Here is a 20,532-nt window from a genome sequence, read left to right on the forward strand (position 1 = left end):
GGACTGGTCACCGCTCTGTAATTGCGTACACTTCGCCGGGTTCTGTCGCAACGTATGCGACGCCATCGACTACGGCTGGCCCGTCGACGACTCCGCTCCGAGTGTAGTCTCCGAAATAGACGCTCCGCGTCTCGACGCGCCAGTTTTCGGTTCCGTCACCCGTTGCGAGAGCGAGGACCGTTCCGTCGCTTCGAGACCCCACGTAGACGGTGTCACCAGCGACTGTCGGTGAGCCGAGCTGGCCGACACCGTCAAACTGCCGCTCCCACTCGATCGTTCCGTCGGCCGTTGAGAGACGTGTCACGGTACCGTCACCGGTTGCGAAGACCGAATCGGGCGTGACTGCGACGGTTTCTTCCGACTCGTGACTGAGTCTGGTACGCCATTGTGGTTCCCCATCTTCGGCACGGAGCGCAGTCGCTTCGCTGTCTTCTGAGCCGAAATACATCATTCCATCGACGACGACCGGGGAACTGGATGTTCTGACAAACGTGGGCTGTCGCCACTTCTCCTCGCCCGTTTCGCTGTCGATAGCACACGCTGTGCCACCTTCATCAAGAAGATAGACGGTGTCGTCGGCGACTGCGAGCGGCGATCGAATTGAACCGATCTCGTCGCCGTCGGGAGTCCACCGCCACTCCTCTTCACCCGTCGTCCCATCGACCGCATAAATAGGTGGCCGTCCGGATGGCCCCAGTTTCCCCAGAACGTATGCGGTCCCGTCAGCGACGGTCACTCCTCCCAGTCCACCGGACTGTGAGTCTGGCTCGAACGTCCAATTGAGCTCGCCGGTCTCGGCGTCTCGTCCCTCAAGGTCAAACGTGGGGACAAAAACGGTCCCGTCGGCGACGGTTGGAGTAGTCGTGTGGCCATTCCACTCCCCGCCAATCTGCTGGCCAGTTTCTCCGTCAAGGACTAATCCACCGGCATACACGTGACCGCCGTCAACAACGACGCCTGACTCCGCCTCTGTAAGAGCACTGTACCGCCAAGCGACTGTAGCATCATCTCTCGGGCCCGAAACACTGGAATCGTACCCGGTGTTGCGAGCATCACGCCTGTAACTTGGCCACGAGGCTGTCGAGCTAAGAGTGACATCCGACTCGTGAAGCGTTCGTCCGCGCTCATTATCTCCGTCTTCCTCGCCGCGAGAGAATACACATCCCGCAAGACACGCCGTCGCTGTAACGAGACTGCCGCGGAGGGCACCGCGTCTTGAGTGAGAGGACATATAGCAGAATTTTGATCGGTCCGGTATATGCCTTGTCTGTGAGACGGGAAAGACAGGGTATCTAAACACTCTGCTGATCGATTCGTGAACCACCTGTACCGTCCGAATCGATCTATCCTGATTTCGTCACTGCGACGTGCCGCATTCGCGCGCTCTATTCAGCACGGTCGCTAAATCATGTTATTAATTAAGGATTTCAACAGAGCCAGTCAGGGTAGATTGGCCGCTAGGGGCTGTAGTGCCGCCAGTCCACGTATCAAACCGTTGTTTGAGGGTACACGAAGGCTATATCGCTATCCCACTCAGTGTAACCATGTCCCGAACACCGTTGACGCTGGCCCTCCTCTTCGTCGCCCTGCTGGCCGGGTGTGTGGCGACGGGTCCTGCTGCCCCAAGTGACAGCTCCGACCCGACTCGTTCCCCGACCACCGGCGCTCCCACCACCGGTGCGACCTCGGACGAACCACCACTCGACTTCGACGGCGCGAACGACACGCTCGGTCCGGACGAACCCCCGCACATCGTCCGCCTCGTGAACGACGGGGACACGACGCGGAACGTCACCCTCACTGTCGCCCGCGACGGCGTGACGGTCTACAAGGGGACGTTCCGCTCGTTCCCAAACACGACGGTCCTCGGCGAGATCGACCACGTCGGGAACTACAGCCTCACCGTCTCCGTCGTCGGGAGCGAGGCCATACTCACCGAGGCGCTCGCCGCGTCGTCGTTCGACTGTAACTACTCGACGACGACGTTCGACCTTCGCGACCCTGAACCAACGGTACAAACCGTCTCGACGGAGATGGCCTGTGGCACCCCCACGTCCGGTGATTGAACCTCCATCGCCAGTGGCCGTTCCGTCCCAGCGCTGTTGGGAAAATTTGGTGTGGTGGGGAGTCGTCCGAGGGCTTCGCGTTCGGGAGCGAGGCAGCGATCGGTGCCCTGGGTCCCGGGGGTTCGTTCGCCTTTACCGATCCCGACCGGGAACTGGGGTTTGCTTACGCCTCGAACCAGATGTGGACACACGTCTGGGACGACCCACGAGAGCTGCGGCTCCGACGTGCCGTCGAGACGTGTCTACAGGCGCGATGACGCCCCTTGAGTTTGCTCCTGTACCCGATTACAGGAACGACTTTTCACCGCCCGCTGCCGTTCCCGGTTATGAAGCTCGATGCCTTCCGGCCGGCCGACGTGGGGTCGCTGGCTGCCATCGCACTCTCCGTCATCGTCGGACTGGTCGCGCTCCCAACCCTCCCGGCCGAGGTGGCCGTTCAGTGGGCGGCCGACGGCTCGCCCAGCACCGTCCTCCCGGCCGTTCCGGGTGTCTTTTTGACGCCCGCGTGTGCCCTGCTCGCGTTCGCGTACCTGCGTGGCGGCGGGCTCCTGCCGGGGCGCGACCCTGAACTCCGGTCGACGACCGGCCTCGCCGTGGTCGCCAGCGTCTCCTACCTACAGGTCGCGTTGGTCGCGCTCAACCTCGGGGTATCGGTGAACCCCTTGGTCGTCGTCGCGCCGGCCGTCATCGCCGTTCTCGCGGCCACGTACGCCGAGCGTATCGCGAGCGAGGGTGTCGTCTGAGCCCACGTGGTTTTGTCGTTCGCGTCCTCGATACAGGTATGGGACACGGAGGGAAAAGTCGGGGCGGGGCGTTCAGCAGGGGCCACGATGCGTGACGGTGAGCCACCCGGAGCGACGCTCGACCCGGCAGCCGCGACGGCGACCGTTGAGATACTGGCCAACGAGACGCGGCTCAGGGCCGTCTTGGCGCTGAGCCGCCGGCAGGCCGAGGGGCTGACCGACCCGGCAGTCGGATTCGCCGAACTCCGTCGCCTCGCCGGCGTCGAGGACTCCGGTAACTTCGCGTACCACCTCAACCGCCTCCAGGACCGGTTCGTCACCCACACCGAGGCGGGCTACGTCCTGACCGACGCCGGCACCCAGGTCGCGAGCGTCCTCCACGCGGGGACGCTCGCCCCCGGGGAGACGGTCACACAGGAGACCGACCACGACTGCGTGATCTGTGGCGGGGACATCGAGGCCCGTGCGACCACCGGCGGCGTCGAGTTCGCCTGCGATTCGGGCCACGGCTTCCGCGAGGTCGGCCTCCCGGCAGCCGCGCTGGAACGGGGTGTCGACCACGCGATTCGCGAGGCGACCCGGCGGATGTTCTCGGACCTCGAGACGACCGCCACCGGCGTCTGTGCCCGGTGTCACCAGCCGGTCGAGTGGGGGCTCCAGACCGTCGACGAGGCCGCCGGCGCCTACCACGCGACCGCGCGGTGTACCGCCTGTGCGATGGTCTACGGGAGCCCGCTGGTCGCGTGGGCCGTCGCAGACTGGGACGTCCGAGCGCGCCTCCGGATGGCCGGATTCGACCTCCTGGACCTGCCACCGTGGGAGCTGCTGGACCTGCCCGCGTCGCCCCCAACGCTTGTCGACGGCGACCCGTCGGCCGACCCCGGCGAAGTCGTGCTCCGTCTCGTGTTCGAAGTCGGCGAGCGACCGTTCACGGTGGAGATGGACGGGACCGCGACGGTGTCGATCGAGGACGGGTAGCCACGCTTCAGCCCCACCGCGCTTCGAGCCACACGTCGATATCGGCAACCACCTGCTCGGCAACGTGACCCGCGGTCCGGTATTCGGCGGGCGAGGCCGGTCCCGAACCGGAGAGAAACAGGTGGTTCAGGTCCGGGTACGTCTCGAATCGGGCGTTTGGGTCGTCGGCGAGTGCGTCGCGCCACGCGTCGATGTCGGCTGTCGTCACCTGGTAGTCACGGCCACCGTGGCACACGAGCATCGGCACGTCGAGCGACCGGGCCGTCTCGAAAGCATCGTACGCCTGTAGACTCTCCCAGTAGGCCTGACCTGCCCCCAGTACCACCTCGTCGTCGTCGATATCGAGTCGGTCGACGCGGTCGGCGGCAGCGGTGACGGCGTCAAGACGCGCCTGTTCCCCGTCCGAGACGCTCCCGTCAAGCTCGATGAGGTAGCGCGTTTGTTCGACAAGCAATTCGTGGAGCGATCGCCCAGGTGGGGCAAGCATGACTACCCCCGCCACACCGTCGGTTCGGGCTGCGACGCGCGGTGCTAGTTTCGCACCGAGACTGTGGCCGACGACCACTGTCCGGTCTGTGTCAGCGCCGTCCTGTGACCGGAGCATCTCGATGGCTGCCACCGCATCGTCGGTGTATTCTTCGTCGATTGTCAGTGTTGCCGGGTCGACCTCGCAGGCAGCAGTCCGTTTCGTATAGCGAAGAGAGGCGTTCCCGGCCGTCCCCAGCCCGTATGCCAGATCGCGGTACGGCTGGTTCGGGCCGAGCGTCCCGTTCAGGTCTGTCGGTCCCGACCCGCCCAGCAGAACGAAACTAGCTGGGGCCGGACCACCGTCTCCGGGAACTGTCAACTCGCCCGGAAGGGCGCAGCTACCCGGGCCACGGACGGACACCTCGCGCGTCTCGAACGCGCTCTGGTCGACGTACGACGGCGGCGTCCATTCAGCACTCGCAGGAGCGACCAACTGGAAGCCAACCACACGCCCCTCGTCGTCGAACACCAGCCGCAACCCCTGCCGAGCCTGTGCGAACCGGACGGTCACGACGACGGCCGCAAATGACTGGACGGTCACTCGTTCTGTCCTTTCGATCTCGACGTACGGGCCGTTGGCCCGCTGGAGGTCAGCCCAGGTCGCCTCGAGAGCAGCGGCACTTACCTGTTCAGCGACGCTCGGCGCGAACACCTCGCGGGCGGCCTCGTACTCCCCGGCGGCGAGTTGCTCAGTGAACCCGAGCGCAGCGTTGCGGAGCTCGGCGTCTGTCAGGGTCCGTTCGGGCGTCTCAGTCTCGGTCTCGTTTGGTGTCGACGCGGGCTGGCCGTTTTCACTACATCCGGCGAGGCCAAGAGCAACGCCCGAAGCGGCGATCCGGAGGAATTGACGACGTCGATGACGCGGCTCACGGTCGGTCATCGGTGATTCCTCCGGTGAGAACGGTAGTGTCGGGGACGGTTCATACCAGACTGTGGGTTGGACGCTACTAATCTGTACCCTGTAATCACGTACAGTACGGTGAGCAATCGCCGTTCACACAGCATCACTCACCCCAGCAAGCGGCGCGGAGACGTTCAGCTCAGCCGGCACCGGCGGATGACAAGCCGCGTTTATCGGCCGGGTCCCAGTTTGCGTACTGTAGCGTTGTGGCTCACCCATCGACACCTGCCAGCGGTCGTATGTGAGACGGACCCAGTCGGTCGCGGTCACCGCGGCTGACTCGTTTGCTGCCACCGCGAGTCGGTTCGCCAGTTCGAAATGCTCTGGACAGGTTCCGTGGTGAAGCACGATGGCGGCGTCAAGCCACTCCTCGGGGGCGTCTGCTTTCCCTGCCGTGAGAAGCGAGAGGACGCGCTCGGCCCGCTGGTAGTCGCGGCGCCGGTCGACCACGGCGCCGGTTTCCCGATCGCGCTGGTCGGTCCGTTCGAGGTAGTTCAATTGCCGGTCGGCTGGCCAGTCCTCGGCCGGGACCGCGGGTGGCGCGGCTGCCACGGCGAGCACCGACCCACCGACCATCGCGACGAGAAAGACGCTGGCCACGAACATTCCTGTTCGCGTGAGGTGGTGTGTGGGCAGGCCGCCGAGTCGGTCACCCCCGAACCGGCTCACAAGCAGTCGGGCGAGGATGCTTGCGGCGACGACGTACGGTAGGAAGACGATGGCGAACAACGCCATAATGGTGAGGATGCCCGCAGCAGTCCCGAACACGTATCTCATAGCGACGAGCGCCACCACGGTCGTGAACCCCCCAATCAACCACCCCCGAGAGAGCGAGGCTGCGGTGACCGCGAGCAAAACCATTCCGAAGGCGGTGATCAGCAGATAGTACACGATGGAGAGGCCCCCGGCTGCTACCAGAGAACCGGTATCACCGTCGGCGACTGCTACGGATCCGAAGACGAGCACGACGTGTAGACAGATGTACCCCACCGCCGCGGTCAACGCCGGGCGCTGGGTGAGTATCGTTGAGTTCACAGCTCGAATCGGTCAGGAATTACCAAAGACCCCGATAACAGACTGCTCGGGCGCCGAGTCGTCGAAACAATTATGTCACCCGCCACGTCTCAAACGGCTCGCTACGTCTTGAGCAGACACTCAGATTCTCGCACCGACGGCTCGCAGATGCGAAGACGGCTTCGGCACGAGCAAGCAGACCAGCGACCACGTCGAATAGAAGACGGCGGGTAGCCCGTCGAGTTCATCGAGGTGGGTGTGGTCTCCGTCGCAAGCGTGACCAGACTCCACCCACACTCATCGCTCTCTTCCTTCCGTCGGACTGTCACTCCTCATCATAGATCCGTTGCCGGGAAGTTTCACCGTTATCCAAGCTGCTGGCCTCGTCACGGTCCGTCGGTCGCTGAGGGGTCTACGACGGTGGTAGCCGTTCATGCGCGTGTGAACGCGTAGAGTAACAATAGCAGGCCGAAGAGCTGTGACACGACGGCTACGTCGACGTACGCGGGGATACCGAGTGCTACTGACACCGGATAGAGGAGGAGCGACGGGAGCGTCACCAGCGCGACCCCAGCCCCAAGGAACAGGAGGGGCCGACTCCCGTTGCGGATGTACCCCCGGTAGCACTGCGCGACGACGATGACGCTCAGGGCGGCCACGAACAGGCTCGCCGGAACGAGGAGCGGGTCGACGGTAGCCGTCACGTGTCTTCACCTCTCTCGCTCCCACGGGGGGCGTAGATGGCGTACAGGATCAGTAGCAACCCCAGACACTGGATGACGACGCGCAGCAATGGACCGCCGCTGGCGAGAAGCGTCGTCTCGCCGACGCTCACGGTGGCGCCCAGTAGCGCATCGCCCGCGGTCAACACGATGAGACCAAGCGCGAGCGCTCGGGCCACCCGCCGCCGACCCCGCCTGAGGCCACGAAATGCGAGGTATCCCACCGCCAGCCCCAGCGGCACCGTAAGCAGGAACAATGCGACGGTCACGAACGGGGGGAGCAACAACGTCTCGGCGGTGGTCTGGGCTATCATCGTATCTCCTCGAACAGGTCGGTCAGCCGGTCGGCCGGATCGGTTGGCGTCTCGCGCTCGATGTCGACCTGGTACTCCCCATTTTCGAGCTTGACCGTCACGCGGCGGAGTCGTGTCCGGTAGACGTTGTAATGGTGGCCGTCGCGCCGAGGTCTAACACGGCTACGGACGAGGTCGTGTTCTTCCAGCGCCTCCAGCCGCCGGTAGACCGTAGAGGGGTCGGCATCCAATCGCTCGGCGAGCATGGCTGCGTCCACGGCCTCCTCGCTCGCTGCGGCGAGGATGTTCCTCGCGTACGGGTCGGCCAGCAGTTCTGCGACCGCCGCGAGCCTGTCTGCTTCGTCCATCAGACGGCGTATCGGCTGGGAGTCGGTTCGAGGGGGCAGCGCACGTCTGTACGTGGAGAGGCAGGGTACATGAACCCTGACGCCGGTTTGTTCATTTGACGAATCGGCCCGTCCCTCACACGTCCAGAGATCGGCGTGCTGGAGTACTAACGCGGTTAGAAATCCGAACCCCCGCGCGAGGCGTTCAGGACTGTAGCGAGACGACGAGCGCAAGCAGGCCGAGCGCGGCGACGAGGAGTGGCTCCCCGGGCATGTCAGCGCTCCTCCACTCAGCGCTTCTTTGGCTCGTCATCCCGCGGAAGGCGTACCAGGGCTACGGGCGCAATACATACCCACTGATGCTCTACCCCGCGACCGGCATGGTCCTCTTGACCGCCGTGCCATCGGTCCTCTTGCTGTTCCTCTCGCTATTCACCGACCTACCCGAGCTACTTCGTCGCAGTGACGAACGACTCGGAGATGCTTGGCTTCGTGGCCATCGCCTATTCGCTATGCGGTCGGTTCGGACTGGACGACGCATCGAAGTGAAACATGGCCTCGTCGGGGGAAATCTACACACAGTTGAGTGTCTCGCTCGGTGCCTAAATTAAGTGGCTCGTCGGGTTACTGCTGAACACACAGCAAAGATTAGCCACGCATGATAGAGCAGCGGTCAGAGCGTCAATACTGAGCATCAATTAGAGTGCTGTCGACTAGACCGACTGTCCATAGATATAGTTATCATGTTATCTGACGTACATGGCACATGAACAGAACACACGTCTACATCGTAGCGGGTGTGTTACTCGCCTGTTTTGGCTCAGTCATCGCTCTCGGCGCGTTGCTCACGAGTATCGGTATTCAAACAGGAATAGACGGGGACAGCGTACTGACCGGGGCTGGCATCGCAGTCGCTGGAGCAGGGGCTGCGTTCCACTTTCTTACACGGTCTTCCGAGCCAGTCGCCGATAGAGACCCCGTCCAATAATAAACCCGCGAGACACGTATGCGTTCGGCAGCGGAAGTGTCCCACCGATTACCGCCGCAGACCGTCGTGCTGTATCTATCCTCTGTATCTTGTACTGATTGACCTGCCAAATCATAAATATATACTGCTGTTTCACTATCCCTCAGTATTGGACAGCTGATCTCAAGATTCGTCGAGAAGGTAGTGGTTTACATAGGACCGCGGTAACCCCCTCTTGTTTAATTTAGTGGTGTGTCCTCGAAAACATGAGCGAGAACGGATCCACTGCCGCGGCGATCTACGCCCGGGTCTCGACATCGGACCAAGACGTATCCCGGCAGCTCGACGAAGCGCGTGAACACCTGGAGCGTCTCGGTATGGCAGACATTGAGAAGTATCTATAGGTCGTCTCCGGCGCCGCCGACACCGACACTCGCGAGGTGTACAACCAACTCCTTGATGACGTCGAGACGGGACGGTTCGATCTCGTGGTCGTTCACGAAATCAGTCGACTTTCTCGGCTCGGTCCGACTGAGATTCACGAGTTCATCTAACACTGCTTGGAACATGACACTGGCGTCGAGGCCCTCGACGTTGGCCTGAAGATTCACGTCGACGACGGGGAGCTCCAGCAAACAATAATCGTGGTTGAACCATACATCCGAGGCTGTCCGAATATCTGATTCTGGTCCAGCAAGCGATGTTCGGCCGTACAGCGGTGTCGACTCATACGCCGGCCACTGAGCGTATTTTCGTTGCGCGAGGCATCGAAAGACAGTCTGATGAGAGTCCGCGGCACTACAACATACTGACACCATACTCCTCATGAACGAATCTACAGGCGGAACAGGCCGAGTGCCTCGGGGCTTGACCCCGAGGCGGTTCACGCGGCCAGTACAATGAGACACATACTGTGGCATATGATGTCCTTTCCGTTGAGTGAAATACTATGTGTCTTCACGAACAGCACAATATATGAGTTCAGTTCCAACTCTCTCAGAGGTTCGGGAGGTGTTTGAGGCGCTTGGGCCGCCTGGAACGCCGTTTGCGACGACTGAGGTCGCCACAACATTCGAGTGTACCGACCGAACAGTCTACAACAGACTTGAGACGTTCGTCGAGGATGGTGTGTTGGAGACAAAGAAAGTCGGTGCCCGTGGTCGTGTCTGGTGGCGACCAGTGGAGGGAGACAGCAAGAACGAACGGAATACCGAGGAAACGTACCAGAAACTGTTCGAGTCGATCAACAAAGGACTCTGTGTTATCGAAGTACTGTTCGACGCTGACGAGCAACCAGTCGATTACCGATTCCTCGAAACGAACCCCGCGTTCGATGAACTTACTGGCTTGCGAGATACCGTGGGTAAACGGATACGCGAGTTGGACGTAAACCACAACGACAACCGAATCGAAAAATACGGTGTCGTCGCACAGACGGGCGATCCTATTCAGTTCACAGAATATACAGAGTATCTCGGTGAACAGTGGTGCGAGATTAATGCGTTCCGGATTGGTGACCCGACAGAGCACACCGTTGCTGTTCTTTTTGATGATGTTACCGAACGTAAACATCCTGATAACACGCTAGGTGAGGGTGAAAAACGGCTTGAAGCGTTGTTGGAAGCCACCACAGAGGGAGTCTATCGAATAAGCCCAGATTGGTCGGAAATATACCAACTCGCGGGAGAAAATTTCATCACTGACGACCCTCCCAACACGTGGCAAGAGTATATCCCGGAAGATGACCGAGAGCGTGTCGGCGAGGCAATCAACGAAGCGATCAAGACACAGAGCCCGTTCGAATTACAACACAGCATTACCCGCGCCGATGGAACCATTGGGTGGGTAGATTCAAGCGCAGTACCGATAGTGGAGGACGGCGAAATCGTCGAGTGGGTCGGCACGGCGACGGACATCACGGAACGCAAAGAACGTGAATCGAGGATCGAACGCTACAAACTGTATCTCGAAAGCGCCCCTGATCTTGTCACAGTTTTAGACGAGGACGGGGTAATACGGTACGACAGTCCGGCGGTCAGTGACATGCTTGGATACGACGCTGAAGAACGAATCGGTGATTCAGGATTCGACTATGTTCATCCTGATGACCGCGACCGGATCAGAGAACGATTCCAGAGTATTGCTGGCGAGGATGTCGCCCGATTGAAAGAGTATCGCGCCCAGACTAAAGACGGAGGCTGGATCTGGTTGGAGAGTCGTACCCGCATTCCCGCCGAAGATCACACACTGGACGACATTGTGGTGACCGCACGGGATATCACTGAACAGAAGGAACAACAACGCAAACGGCAGGAAGTGATCGAGCGGGTAACGGACGGCATTATCGAGTTGGACGCCGAGTGGCAGTGTACGTTCGTTAGCGGTCAGGGCGGAGCGCTGGTGAATCGTTCCGAAGCTGAGCTGCTCGGTCAACCCTTCTGGGAGGTGTTCGAGGACGCACGAGGAACACCTTTCGAAACGAAGTACCGCGAGGTGATGGAGACGAGGGAGCCGGTCTCGTTCGTCGAGTATTACCCGACGCTCGACGGATGGTTTGACGTACAGGCGTATCCCAACGATGACGATGGAATCGCTATCTACTTTCGAGATGTATCCAAACGAAAGGAGCATCAAAAGGCAAGACAACAAGCGGAAAAACGGTACCGGACGCTGCTGGAGCTTGCACCCGATCCGATCATTACCGTGGATCCCGAGACAGAAGAAATCCGCAGTGCGAACCAAGCTGCCGGGGAAATGCTTGGCCGGCCTTCCGACGAAGTTATCGGTCGACAGCAGGCAACTATTCACCCCACTGAAAGAGAGGAGGGGTACGAGGTTCTGTTCAAGCAGTCACGAGAACAGAGTGGAAGGTGGCGGACACTTCCCGACGGGTCACCGATCCACGTCGTCACCGAGGAGGGTGAGAAGGTCCCAGTTGAACTTAGTACTCGAACAGTTGAGTTGGAGGGTGCGGAGCTCGTGTTTCATTCGTTCCGTGAAATCAGTTCCCAGATCGAGCACCAGCGTCGGCTGGCGACACTCAACGACGCAATTCACGAGTTGTTCGACGTCAAGGACAAACAAGAAATCAAGCGGAGGGCGGTACAGATGGCAGCTGACTTGCTAGACGTATCTACGGTCGCATTCTATTCCTTCGATGAAGACGGGTGGGCGTTCGAGCCGGTTACCAGCGTTATCTCGACTGAATTGGGCGAGCGGATTGACGAACTCCCTATCTTCGAACCCGGAGTCGGGGCCGAGTGGGGTGCGTTTACCGACGAACGAACTGTGTTTATCAATGACTTACATGCCCACGAGGCGGAGTATACGTTTGACCGGGCGTTACGGAGCGAGCTGATCGTTCCGGTAGCCGATCGAGGTGTACTTCTCGTCGGTGATACCCGACCAGATGCGCTCAATGAGTGGATGTTTAGCTTAATGCAAACGCTTGGGTCCACAGTCGAAGCAGCAATTAATGGCACCGAACGAGAACAAGAGCTTCGCGAACAACGCCAGGAACTGCGGGAGGTTGAGTCACTTAACCAACGGATACGCGATATCACCCACGAGGTCGTTCAGGCGGACACACGGGCGGAACTCGAACGATCGGTCTGTGAGCGACTCATCGAGTTCGACCCGATAGAGTTCGCCTGGCTCGGTCGCATCGATCTCGAAACGAACACCGTGGTGCCGCAGGCACAGGCTGGTGTAGGGGACGGATACCTCGACAACGTGTCTTTCTCTTTGGATAGTGACAGCGACCCGGAGCCCACTGTGGAGGCCGCTCGATCCCGCAAAACGTGTGTTAATGCTAACACGGCGACTGGAATTCAAAATGGCGACTGGCAGGCGATGGCGATCGAACGAGGACTTCGATCAGTTGTGAGTATCCCCATAATCTATGAGGATTCCGTATACGGAGTGCTCAGCGTGTACAGTCGGCACGGTTCGAGCTTCCCTGATGGCCTGCGGTCCGTTCTGGAGGAGCTCTGCGGTCTGGTCGCGCATGCGACGTTTGCAAGCGAGCAAGCAGCGGTCCTACAGGCCGACCGGACGCTGTTGCTGGAGTTCGAGGTTCGCGATCCTACACAGCCGTTCTGTCAGATCGCGTCACTGCTCGGTTGTGAGGTTGGACTTGAGGGAGTGGTTTCACAGCCTGGGGAGGCGTCACTGGTGTTCATCAGCGTTTCAGACGAGGCGGTCGAGCGGGTTCACCAAGAGGTCGAACAGCTCGGGTGGGTGGAAGACTGTCAGTTGTTCGAGCGGGCAGATGACACGCTGGTTCGGTTGCTGATGTCACGGTCGCTTATCGGGTCGATGCCGTCCGATACGGGATACATGATCCGCGAACTAGTGGCTGACGACGCCCGCTGTCGGGTGGCGGTCGAAGTGCCGAAAACGACTGACACCCGACGGACGGTGAAGCGGATCATCTCACAGCACGACGGCACACAGCTACTCGGCAAGCGGGAATTACATTCGCACTCCGAACCGGACGAACGAGTGTCTGGAGGCGTTCTGGAGGCGCTCACCCAACGGCAGCGCGAAGTCGTCGAAACTGCGTATCGGTGTGGATACTTCAGTTCACCCCGACGTGCAAGCGGCGGAGACGTGGCGGAGATGTTCGGGTTCTCGAACGCCGCATTCCACCAACACCTTCGGAAGGCAGAGCAAGCGGTATTTGAGGAACTTCTAGAGGGAATCGGGAGCTCGCCGATACGGCCCCGGAACGCCAAATTCGAGTGACCGGACGGCTCGCTGTCACTCGGTCAGACTGTGAAGTTCACATATGAACCACAAGTAGCAGGACTGCTTTCTATCTGAACCTGTTGTTTGATTATCGTATCGCGAGTACGCGCGTATGGAACGCAAATTGAACTATATCTGGCCCCAAGCAACACCGAGCAGAGATATTTACATTAGTATTTTAGAGGAATTTAGTTATCATAACGTATATTTTGCTCTTAACAATTATAAATGTGGTAATGATGGAACTCTATGTAAATGATCGACAAGATCAAGTTAAGCAGTATTGACCTGCGACCGAAGATACTACTCGCGTTCGTGATCGTCGCGCTGTTCGCGGGGGTCGCGGGTGGGATCGGATACCTCGGGGTTGATGCCGTCGGTGCCGACGCGGCCGTGGTCGCTGAAGATACCGAGGAATTGGACGCTGCATCAGAGATCATATACGCGGTTGAGAGACAGAAAGGAGCGATACTTCGCGCGCAGCTGGGCCAACAAGAGGCACAAGCCATGCTGAATGAAGCGAACGAACACTACAACGAGAAGGGGGTTGCGGTACTCGAATCTCACGACTTGAACGAGGAGGAAACAGCACAGTTCAACGAGCGCTCTTCCGAAGCAGATTGTTGGTCAGGTAGAGCTGTCGCTGTGAAAGCGTAGCGGGCAAGGGTGACGCGAACGCGTCACCCGAACGCAATGTTCCCATTTGAATTGCTGAGCTCAGAGGCGAGCGCCGCGAACCTGCTGGAGCAGGTTCGCTGGCGCGAGGGCCTCTGTTGCCCGCGCTGCCGGTCTGAATCGGTGATCAAACACGGCAGCTATCGAGAGTACCAACGGTATCTCTGTAAGGATTGCGACCGCACGTTCAACGACAAGACCGGCACGATCTTCGCGCACGCGAAGATCGGCCTCGACAAGCTCCTGTTCGCGTTCTACTCGTTCCTCCGGTTCAACACAAGTATCCGCCAGCTAGACGCTGAAATTGATGTTTCGTATCGCTCGCTTCGCCGGCGCGTCGAGCAGTTCGCCAGAACGCTCGACGCGCCAGCCATCAACCTCGTTGGTCCGGTTGAGATCGACGAGTTCTACGTCTCTGCCGGGAAGAAAGGCCGCGAGCGCGACTCTTGGTCGCGCTCGCGTGCCCTCTCGAAACGCGGACGAGGAACGTATGGGGGGGACAAACCGCCAGTGTTCACGCTCGTTGATCGCGGCAGCGGCCAGCGATACGTCGTCCCAGCGAAATCAGCCGATAAAGCGACGGTGCGACTACTTCTCGACAACCACGAGAAGGAGTCGCTGACTGTCTATACTGATGGATTTCGAGCCTACGATCCACTCGACGATGACGAGAGCTTCCACCGAGAATCAGTGATTCACGGTGACGGCGAGTACGTTGATGGAGACACACACGTGAACACGTGCGAGAGCCACGCGTCGCTGGCGCGACGGTGGCTCTCGCCCCATCGAGGCGTCTCAAAGGACAAACTGACAGCGTATCTCAGACCGTTCCAACTTCGGCGACGAATCCTCCGCAAACCGGGACGAGAAGCACTGAAACAGATTATTCGAGAAGTTCTCTGACTCACCAACAATGTACTTCACAAGAGCGTCAACGAGATTCGGTCGCTCCACGACGAGTTCAACACGGTGGCTGCCGAGTACTTCGAGGCACAGGAAGCCGGTAACGAAGAACGTGCCGAACGGAAAGCCGAGGAGGCATTGGCCCTTATCGATGAGATAGAGTCTGCAACGCGTGAGTTCGAGGAGATCGTCGAAGCTGACCTACAGCAGGCGGTGCTGTCCGCCGAGCAGACGACACGGACCGCACAGGTTGAAGCCGCGGGGGTCACGGTCGCCGCATTCATCGCTGCCGTTATGATTGGTCTCTTCGTGGCCCGGCGGATTTCGACGCCGATCAACCAGCTCTCGGAGGCGGCTGTCGCTGCCCGTGAGGGGAATTTTGAGGTGGAGCCCAACGACCACGTCGAAGACGACGAGATCGGTCGCATGATCGACGCGTTCAAATCGATGCAGACTGACCTGCGTGCGGTTTTCAACGAGATCGACACGTTCAGTAACAACCTGGCAACCGGCGATGACGATCTACAGACTCGCGAGCGAGACATCGACTTTCCCGGCCGATACGGTGATATCATGACCAACCTGGACCGCGGTGCCAACCAAGTAGTCGACGGATTCGAAGAGATCCGAGCGGCGAGCGAGAACCTCCAGAACGGTCGGCTCGATCAGTCGATCGACACCGACAAGCCCGGTAACTACGGTCAGATACTGGTCTCGCTCGACGCGGGAATTGTCAAACTTAACGAGAGCCTCGTGACGGTCCAGAGAACCATCGACGAGGTGGCGGAAGCGAGCGAGGAGACGGCAACCACCGCAAGCAAACTCGACGAGGCGAGCGACGAGGTCGCCACTTCCGTCGAAGAGATCCAACAGGCGAGCGAGGATGTCGCCGGATCGGTCGAGGAAATTAGCGCCGGAGCCGACGAACAGAACGAGGATCTCCAGAGCGTGGCTGGCGAGATGAACGATATCTCGGCGACCGTCGAGGAGATCGCCTCCTCGGCCGAAGAAGTGGCTGCCACGACACGAAGCGCCGTCGAGCGAACTCAGGTCGGTCAACAGTCCGCCTCCGACGCGACCGAAGAGATCGCCGCGATCGAGTCGCGAGCTGACGAAGCCGCCTCGCAGGTCGAAACGCTGGATGACAAGATCGCCGAGATCAACGAGATCGTCGACCTCATCACCGAAATCGCCGAGCAGACGAACCTCCTCGCGCTGAACGCCTCGATCGAAGCAGCCCGCGCCGGGGAGGCCGGCGAAGGATTTGCCGTCGTCGCGGACGAAATAAAAACGCTCGCCGAGGAGGTCGGTCAGGCTACGACCGAGATCGAAGCCCAGATCGACGACGTCCAGTCGACGACGACCGAGACGGTCGAGGGAATGGAGACGATGACCGAGCGCGTCGACCGTGGCTCCGAAACCATCGAGGAGGCGATAGACATGTTCGACGAAATCGCAGAGGCAGTTGCCGAAGCCGAATCCGGCGTACAGGAGATTAGTGGTGCCACGGATGACCAAGCCGCCTCGACCGAGGAAGTCGTATCGACCGTCGAGGAGGTTGCGGGCGTGAGTGAACAGACCGCGGCCGAGGCAAGTACCGTTTCGGCGGCAACCGAGGAGCAAACCGCGTCGCTCTCGGAGGTCGCGGACACCGCCGAAAATCTCTCACGACTCTCCGACACGTCGACGACTGAGCAACTTGCGACGGCGACGAAGACGCTCCGTGAGCAGGTCGCTACGTTCGACCTCGACACCACAGAAGCGGCCGATTCGGCTTCAGCAACGAAATCACCCTCAACTGGGGCCGTCAGTGCGACCGACGGTGGCGAGAATCACCCATCGACACGAAGTGGCGACCGATGAATAGTGAGTATTCACTCCGTGGAACGACCACTGAGACAGTATACTAACACAGCACACGGTACCCGAGAATGACCGACACAAACACAATACAATCCGACGCCGAAAACCACAGCGAACCACGAAAGAACGGGGGTATTGCTGCCTCGTACACGAGTGTCACCGACGGCCTCACCCAGATCGATGTCCTCCTCGTTGATGATGACGAGAGCCTACTGGATCTGTCCAAGACCTTTCTTGAGCGCGAAAACGATGTGTTCTCGATTCATACTGCGGGGTCCGGGGAGGACGCGCTCGGGTATCTACAGGCTAATACCGTCGACTGTATCGTTTCTGACCATGACATGCCCGGTTACAACGGTATCGAGTTGCTCAAACAGGTACGCGAGACGAATCCGGACCTGCCGTTTATCCTGTTTACCGGGAGGGGATCAGAGGAAGTCGCAAGCAAGGCGATCTCCAACGGTGTGACTGATTACCTACAAAAGGAAACCGGAACAGAACAGTACCGTATCCTCGCAAATCGGATCACGAACGTGGTCGAGCAGGATCACGCCCAGCGTACACTCGAAGCGAGCCGGGAACGGCTCTCGCTGCTCATCGAACAATCGCCGCTCGGTATCATCGAACACGATAGCGAAATGAATATTGTCCGCCTGAACGAGACAGGCGAGGACATACTCGGCTACAGCGAGGCGGAACTTCGCGGGGAAACGTGGAAGAAACTTGTTACTGACGACAGCCACGAGAACGTCAACAAGGTGACCGACGCGCTGGCAGCTGCCGAGGGTGGGTATCACAGCATCGATGAAAACGTCCGCAAAGACGGGGAACATATCGTCTGTGAGTATCACAACCGAATCATAACCGACGAGGAGGGTGATGTCGTCTCCGTCCTCTCGCTGTTCAAAGATATCACCGAGCGTAAAGAACGCGAACAGCGACTCCGGGAGTTTCGGCGCGCCGTCGAATCCTCGGGCCACGGGGTTTATTGTACGGATCAAGATGGTGTGATCAACCGAGTCAATCCGGCATTCGAGGAAATAACTGGGTACACGGCCGAGGAAGCGATCGGAGAGACCCCAGCTATGCTCCGGTCTGGAGAACACGAACAAGCGTTCTACGAGGATCTGTGGGAAACTATTCTCGACGGCGACGTTTGGCATGGCGAGGTCACTAACCTGCGAAAAGACGGTGAAAGCTACATCATCGATCAGACGATTGCCCCGGTGACCGACGAGTCCGGGGAGACCACCGGATTCGTCGCAGTTAATGCTGACATCACCGAGCAACGAACTGCCGAGCGCGAACTGGAGGTACTCCAGACGGCAATCGACAACGCTCATTCGGCACTCACCCTGACTGATCCGCACAAAGAAGACAACCCGATGGTGTACGTCAACGAGGCGTTCGAAGACCTCACGGGATATACAAAATCCGAGGCGCTTGGACGGAACTGTCGGTTCCTACAGGGCGAGGACACCGACCCCGAAACTCTGGCTCGGTTGCGGGAGGCGATTGACAACGAAGAACCAATTACTGTCGAGATTTGCAACTACCGGAAAGACGGAACCCCGTTCTGGAACGAACTAAGCGTCGAGCCGGTCTACGACGACGAGGGCGATCTTATCCGGTATCTTGGCACGCAGCGAGACGTTACTGACCAGAAAAAGCATACTCAAGAGCTACAACGCCAGAATGACCGGCTCAACGAGTTCGCAAGCGTCGTCTCCCACGATCTTCGTAATCCACTCAATGTAGCTGAAGGACGGCTTCAGCTTGCCAAAGACGAGTGTGAGAGTGAGGAGTTAGCACACGTTGAGAGCGCACTCGATCGAATGGAGGCGCTTATCGATGATCTGCTAACACTGGCTCGACAGGGAGAAACGATCACAAACTTCGAATCGATCGAACTTGTGCCACTAGTAGAGAACTGTTGGACCACTGTTGAGACAACGAATGCCTCTCTCGCGGTCAAGATTGATAAGAAAGTCCTGATTCAAGGGGATGCGGATCGCCTGAAACAGGTATTCGAGAATCTGATTCGAAACGCAGTCGAACACGGCGGCCCAGATGTTACCGTAACTGTCGGCAAGTTGGATGATGGCTTTTACATAGAAGATGATGGACCAGGAATCCCTGAAGAGGATCGCAGTCAGATCTTTGAGGCCGGGTATTCAACCGCCAAATCGGGAACCGGATTCGGGCTGAGCATCGTTGAGCAGATTGTCAGTGCTCACGGGTGGAGTATCAAGGCTACCAAGAGTGAGACTGGTGGTGCCCGCTTCGAGATTACTGGTGTCACTGGTGGCATATATTCTAACCGAGTACAAAGTGAAAATAACAGCGATGGTGATGAAATCTCATGACTCCGGCAGATCTCCTTCCTTCGGACCAGAACACGGTAGTAGAATTCCGTGTAGCGCTAGTGGAAAACGGTCTGGAGTTGAATGGTGCCTCAATGTCCTATTTTATCAATAAAAGGACGCTAAGGCACAAGAACCTCGGTAGCAACTATGATGGTTAAACCATATGACATTAGTAGTTCCGTTTGATGGGTCTGACCTCGCTGAAGCAGCACTTGTCCGCGCAACTGAGTTCGGGAAGGTGTTTGAAGAAAATGTGGTTGCTGTAAGTGTGATTCCAAAAGGGAACACCGATTATGCTAGAGAACGCGACTGGATTACACAAAATGAACAATTTGATCTGGAAACTGTTGTATCAATATTGCATAAAAAAGTTGTTGATTTATCTCCAAGTGCTGATTTCCGGCATAAAGTTGTAGATCGCTATGCACCATCTGGCTCTATATCAAAACATCTACGCAAAGTGTCACGGGAAGAGGACGCTTCCATGGTCTTCCTCGGTAGTGAGAATGCCGGTCGTTTCGTTTCATCGGTGAGCAGCGTAGGGCCAAGTGTTGCTGCAGATGAGACCTATGATGTTGTCATCGTTCGAGATCGGAGTCCTGCTAAAATTGCCAAGCTACAAAGTGCCTCGCCGGTCAAAAACCCGAAGTCGGACTTCTATCTCTCTGAGTGAACGCTACACCCATCAGCACTAGATAATTTCAATTGTTCGTGAGTTCTATTCGCTCGATACGGCACATAGCGCGCGGATTGACGATGATGTCTACCACCGGCGGACAATCGTCGAAGCAATATCCTTCTCACTTCGCAAACAATTCGACTCAACAACCCGGGCTAGAACGTGGTTTGGGCAGTTTTGTGAGATTGTCTAAAGGCAGCCGTCCGGAACCCCAAACGGGCAGTAAGGCTCTGAGTCCCGTAATCTTACACGTCTAAACACAGCCCGCACTCTGTATTCAGCACGGAGTTCGTGTCCGTTATAAAGTATTTCAGTATGCTCTGTTGAATAGCGGTATTGGCTGAGGTGGTTAGAATGTGAGTTGGCTCGTTACCGGCTGAAGCTGGTGGTTTCAATATAGGTACCTTCCCACCGCGGATTAATGACCACTATTCAACACAGCATTTCAGTAGAGCCTTCTATTTCATCTGAGTAGGCAGTCGTACAGAAAACGGGGGTTTTCTGAACACCCACATTAGAACTAAGTATAGGCCTGAATGTAGCCCTATACAACGATGGCAAAAACGCGAGTCAGCCAAGGAGCAAACGGCCAGTACAAAGTGACGGTGCCGAAGGGGCTCGCAGAGGCGATGGAACTCGACGGGAAGCGGCTCGACTGGAAGGTCAAATCGGGGAGCTCCCTAGAGGTGACAGTGGTCGATGAGTAAGGCGCTCGCGTGGATCCGGAAGTCGAAGGGC

At 58.6% G+C, this 20,532-nt stretch carries 18 protein-coding genes and 1 pseudogene; 12 read left to right on the top strand and 7 right to left on the bottom strand.

Annotated elements, in window-relative coordinates; genetic code table 11:
• Nucleotides 1–7 precede the first annotated feature (7 nt).
• On the bottom strand, nucleotides 8–1,231 hold the full coding sequence (locus tag EXE48_RS14135; RefSeq protein ID WP_137711847.1) for an outer membrane protein assembly factor BamB family protein: 1,224 nt from the start codon (nucleotides 1,229–1,231) through the stop codon (nucleotides 8–10).
• A 313-nt stretch (nucleotides 1,232–1,544) separates the two neighbouring features.
• On the opposite strand from EXE48_RS14135, the gene EXE48_RS14140 reads away from it, so the two are divergent.
• The 3 genes from EXE48_RS14140 to EXE48_RS14150 all read left to right on the top strand — a co-directional run bounded on the left by EXE48_RS14140 (nucleotide 1,545) and on the right by EXE48_RS14150 (nucleotide 3,787).
• Complete coding sequence (locus EXE48_RS14140) at nucleotides 1,545–2,066, top strand: hypothetical protein (protein WP_137711848.1); 522 nt, start codon at nucleotides 1,545–1,547, stop codon at nucleotides 2,064–2,066.
• Nucleotides 2,067–2,392: 326 nt separating this feature from the next.
• Nucleotides 2,393–2,809, top strand: coding sequence for a DUF1648 domain-containing protein (locus tag EXE48_RS14145; RefSeq protein ID WP_137711849.1), 417 nt, complete (start codon nucleotides 2,393–2,395; stop codon nucleotides 2,807–2,809).
• 87 nt (nucleotides 2,810–2,896) lie between these two features.
• A complete protein-coding gene (locus tag EXE48_RS14150) occupies nucleotides 2,897–3,787 on the top strand; it encodes a DUF7351 domain-containing protein (protein WP_137711850.1) in 891 nt (296 codons plus the stop codon).
• A gap of 7 nt (nucleotides 3,788–3,794) precedes the next feature.
• On the opposite strand, the gene EXE48_RS14155 is transcribed toward EXE48_RS14150, so the two are convergent.
• The 5 genes from EXE48_RS14155 to EXE48_RS14175 all read right to left on the bottom strand — a co-directional run bounded on the left by EXE48_RS14155 (nucleotide 3,795) and on the right by EXE48_RS14175 (nucleotide 7,613).
• Nucleotides 3,795–5,195: an alpha/beta hydrolase gene (locus EXE48_RS14155; protein ID WP_137711851.1), complete on the bottom strand. Its 1,401-nt coding sequence runs from the start codon at nucleotides 5,193–5,195 to the stop codon at nucleotides 3,795–3,797.
• Between the two features lie 114 nt (nucleotides 5,196–5,309).
• The gene (locus EXE48_RS14160; RefSeq protein ID WP_137711852.1) at nucleotides 5,310–6,251 is read right to left on the bottom strand and encodes a hypothetical protein; all 942 of its coding nucleotides are present in this window, start codon (nucleotides 6,249–6,251) and stop codon (nucleotides 5,310–5,312) included.
• A 410-nt stretch (nucleotides 6,252–6,661) separates the two neighbouring features.
• Nucleotides 6,662–6,934: a DUF7521 family protein gene (locus EXE48_RS14165; RefSeq protein ID WP_137707441.1), complete on the bottom strand. Its 273-nt coding sequence runs from the start codon at nucleotides 6,932–6,934 to the stop codon at nucleotides 6,662–6,664.
• On the bottom strand, nucleotides 6,931–7,266 hold the full coding sequence (locus tag EXE48_RS14170; protein ID WP_137711853.1) for a DUF7521 family protein: 336 nt from the start codon (nucleotides 7,264–7,266) through the stop codon (nucleotides 6,931–6,933). Before EXE48_RS14170 ends, EXE48_RS14165 begins: the two co-directional genes overlap by 4 nt.
• On the bottom strand, nucleotides 7,263–7,613 hold the full coding sequence (locus EXE48_RS14175) for an ArsR/SmtB family transcription factor (protein ID WP_137711854.1): 351 nt from the start codon (nucleotides 7,611–7,613) through the stop codon (nucleotides 7,263–7,265). Before EXE48_RS14175 ends, EXE48_RS14170 begins: the two co-directional genes overlap by 4 nt.
• 1,212 nt (nucleotides 7,614–8,825) lie before the next feature.
• On the opposite strand from EXE48_RS14175, the gene EXE48_RS19450 reads away from it, so the two are divergent.
• The gene (locus EXE48_RS19450; RefSeq protein WP_137711855.1) at nucleotides 8,826–8,963 is read left to right on the top strand and encodes a recombinase family protein; all 138 of its coding nucleotides are present in this window, start codon (nucleotides 8,826–8,828) and stop codon (nucleotides 8,961–8,963) included.
• Here EXE48_RS19450 and EXE48_RS19455 read toward each other — a convergent pair.
• Nucleotides 8,958–9,194 carry a hypothetical protein gene (locus EXE48_RS19455; RefSeq protein ID WP_443984492.1) on the bottom strand — a complete coding sequence of 79 codons (237 nt, stop codon included), beginning with the start codon at nucleotides 9,192–9,194 and terminating at the stop codon, nucleotides 8,958–8,960. The two genes, EXE48_RS19450 and EXE48_RS19455, sit on opposite strands and share 6 nt — an antisense overlap.
• A 340-nt stretch (nucleotides 9,195–9,534) precedes the next feature.
• Between EXE48_RS19455 and EXE48_RS14190 the strand changes: the two genes are divergently transcribed.
• The 8 genes and pseudogenes from EXE48_RS14190 (at nucleotide 9,535) to EXE48_RS18825 (ending at nucleotide 20,501) form a co-directional block, all read left to right on the top strand.
• Nucleotides 9,535–13,305, top strand: a complete 3,771-nt coding sequence (locus EXE48_RS14190) for a PAS domain S-box protein (RefSeq protein ID WP_137711857.1) — start codon at nucleotides 9,535–9,537, stop codon at nucleotides 13,303–13,305.
• A gap of 258 nt (nucleotides 13,306–13,563) precedes the next feature.
• Entirely contained in the window at nucleotides 13,564–13,965 is a 402-nt protein-coding gene (locus tag EXE48_RS14195; RefSeq protein ID WP_137711858.1) for a hypothetical protein, read from the top strand.
• Between the two features lie 36 nt (nucleotides 13,966–14,001).
• Entirely contained in the window at nucleotides 14,002–14,886 is an 885-nt protein-coding gene (locus tag EXE48_RS14200; protein ID WP_137711859.1) for an IS1595 family transposase, read from the top strand.
• 66 nt (nucleotides 14,887–14,952) lie between these two features.
• Entirely contained in the window at nucleotides 14,953–16,749 is a 1,797-nt protein-coding gene (locus EXE48_RS14205) for a methyl-accepting chemotaxis protein (protein ID WP_137711860.1), read from the top strand.
• Between the two features lie 68 nt (nucleotides 16,750–16,817).
• The gene (locus EXE48_RS14210; protein ID WP_137711861.1) at nucleotides 16,818–19,115 is read left to right on the top strand and encodes a PAS domain S-box protein; all 2,298 of its coding nucleotides are present in this window, start codon (nucleotides 16,818–16,820) and stop codon (nucleotides 19,113–19,115) included.
• Nucleotides 19,116–19,278: 163 nt separating this feature from the next.
• Nucleotides 19,279–19,788 (top strand): universal stress protein, encoded by a 510-nt coding sequence (locus EXE48_RS14215; RefSeq protein WP_137711862.1) that lies wholly within the window; start codon nucleotides 19,279–19,281, stop codon nucleotides 19,786–19,788.
• Nucleotides 19,789–19,825: 37 nt separating this feature from the next.
• Nucleotides 19,826–20,028 (top strand): annotated as a pseudogene (locus tag EXE48_RS19145) (IS5/IS1182 family transposase); the annotation flags it as partial.
• A gap of 320 nt (nucleotides 20,029–20,348) precedes the next feature.
• Nucleotides 20,349–20,501 (top strand): hypothetical protein, encoded by a 153-nt coding sequence (locus EXE48_RS18825; protein WP_179231132.1) that lies wholly within the window; start codon nucleotides 20,349–20,351, stop codon nucleotides 20,499–20,501.
• Nucleotides 20,502–20,532 lie beyond the last annotated feature (31 nt).

The sequence above is a fragment of the Halorubrum sp. ASP1 genome (assembly GCF_005435135.1).
GTDB classification, from domain to species: domain Archaea; phylum Halobacteriota; class Halobacteria; order Halobacteriales; family Haloferacaceae; genus Halorubrum; species Halorubrum tropicale.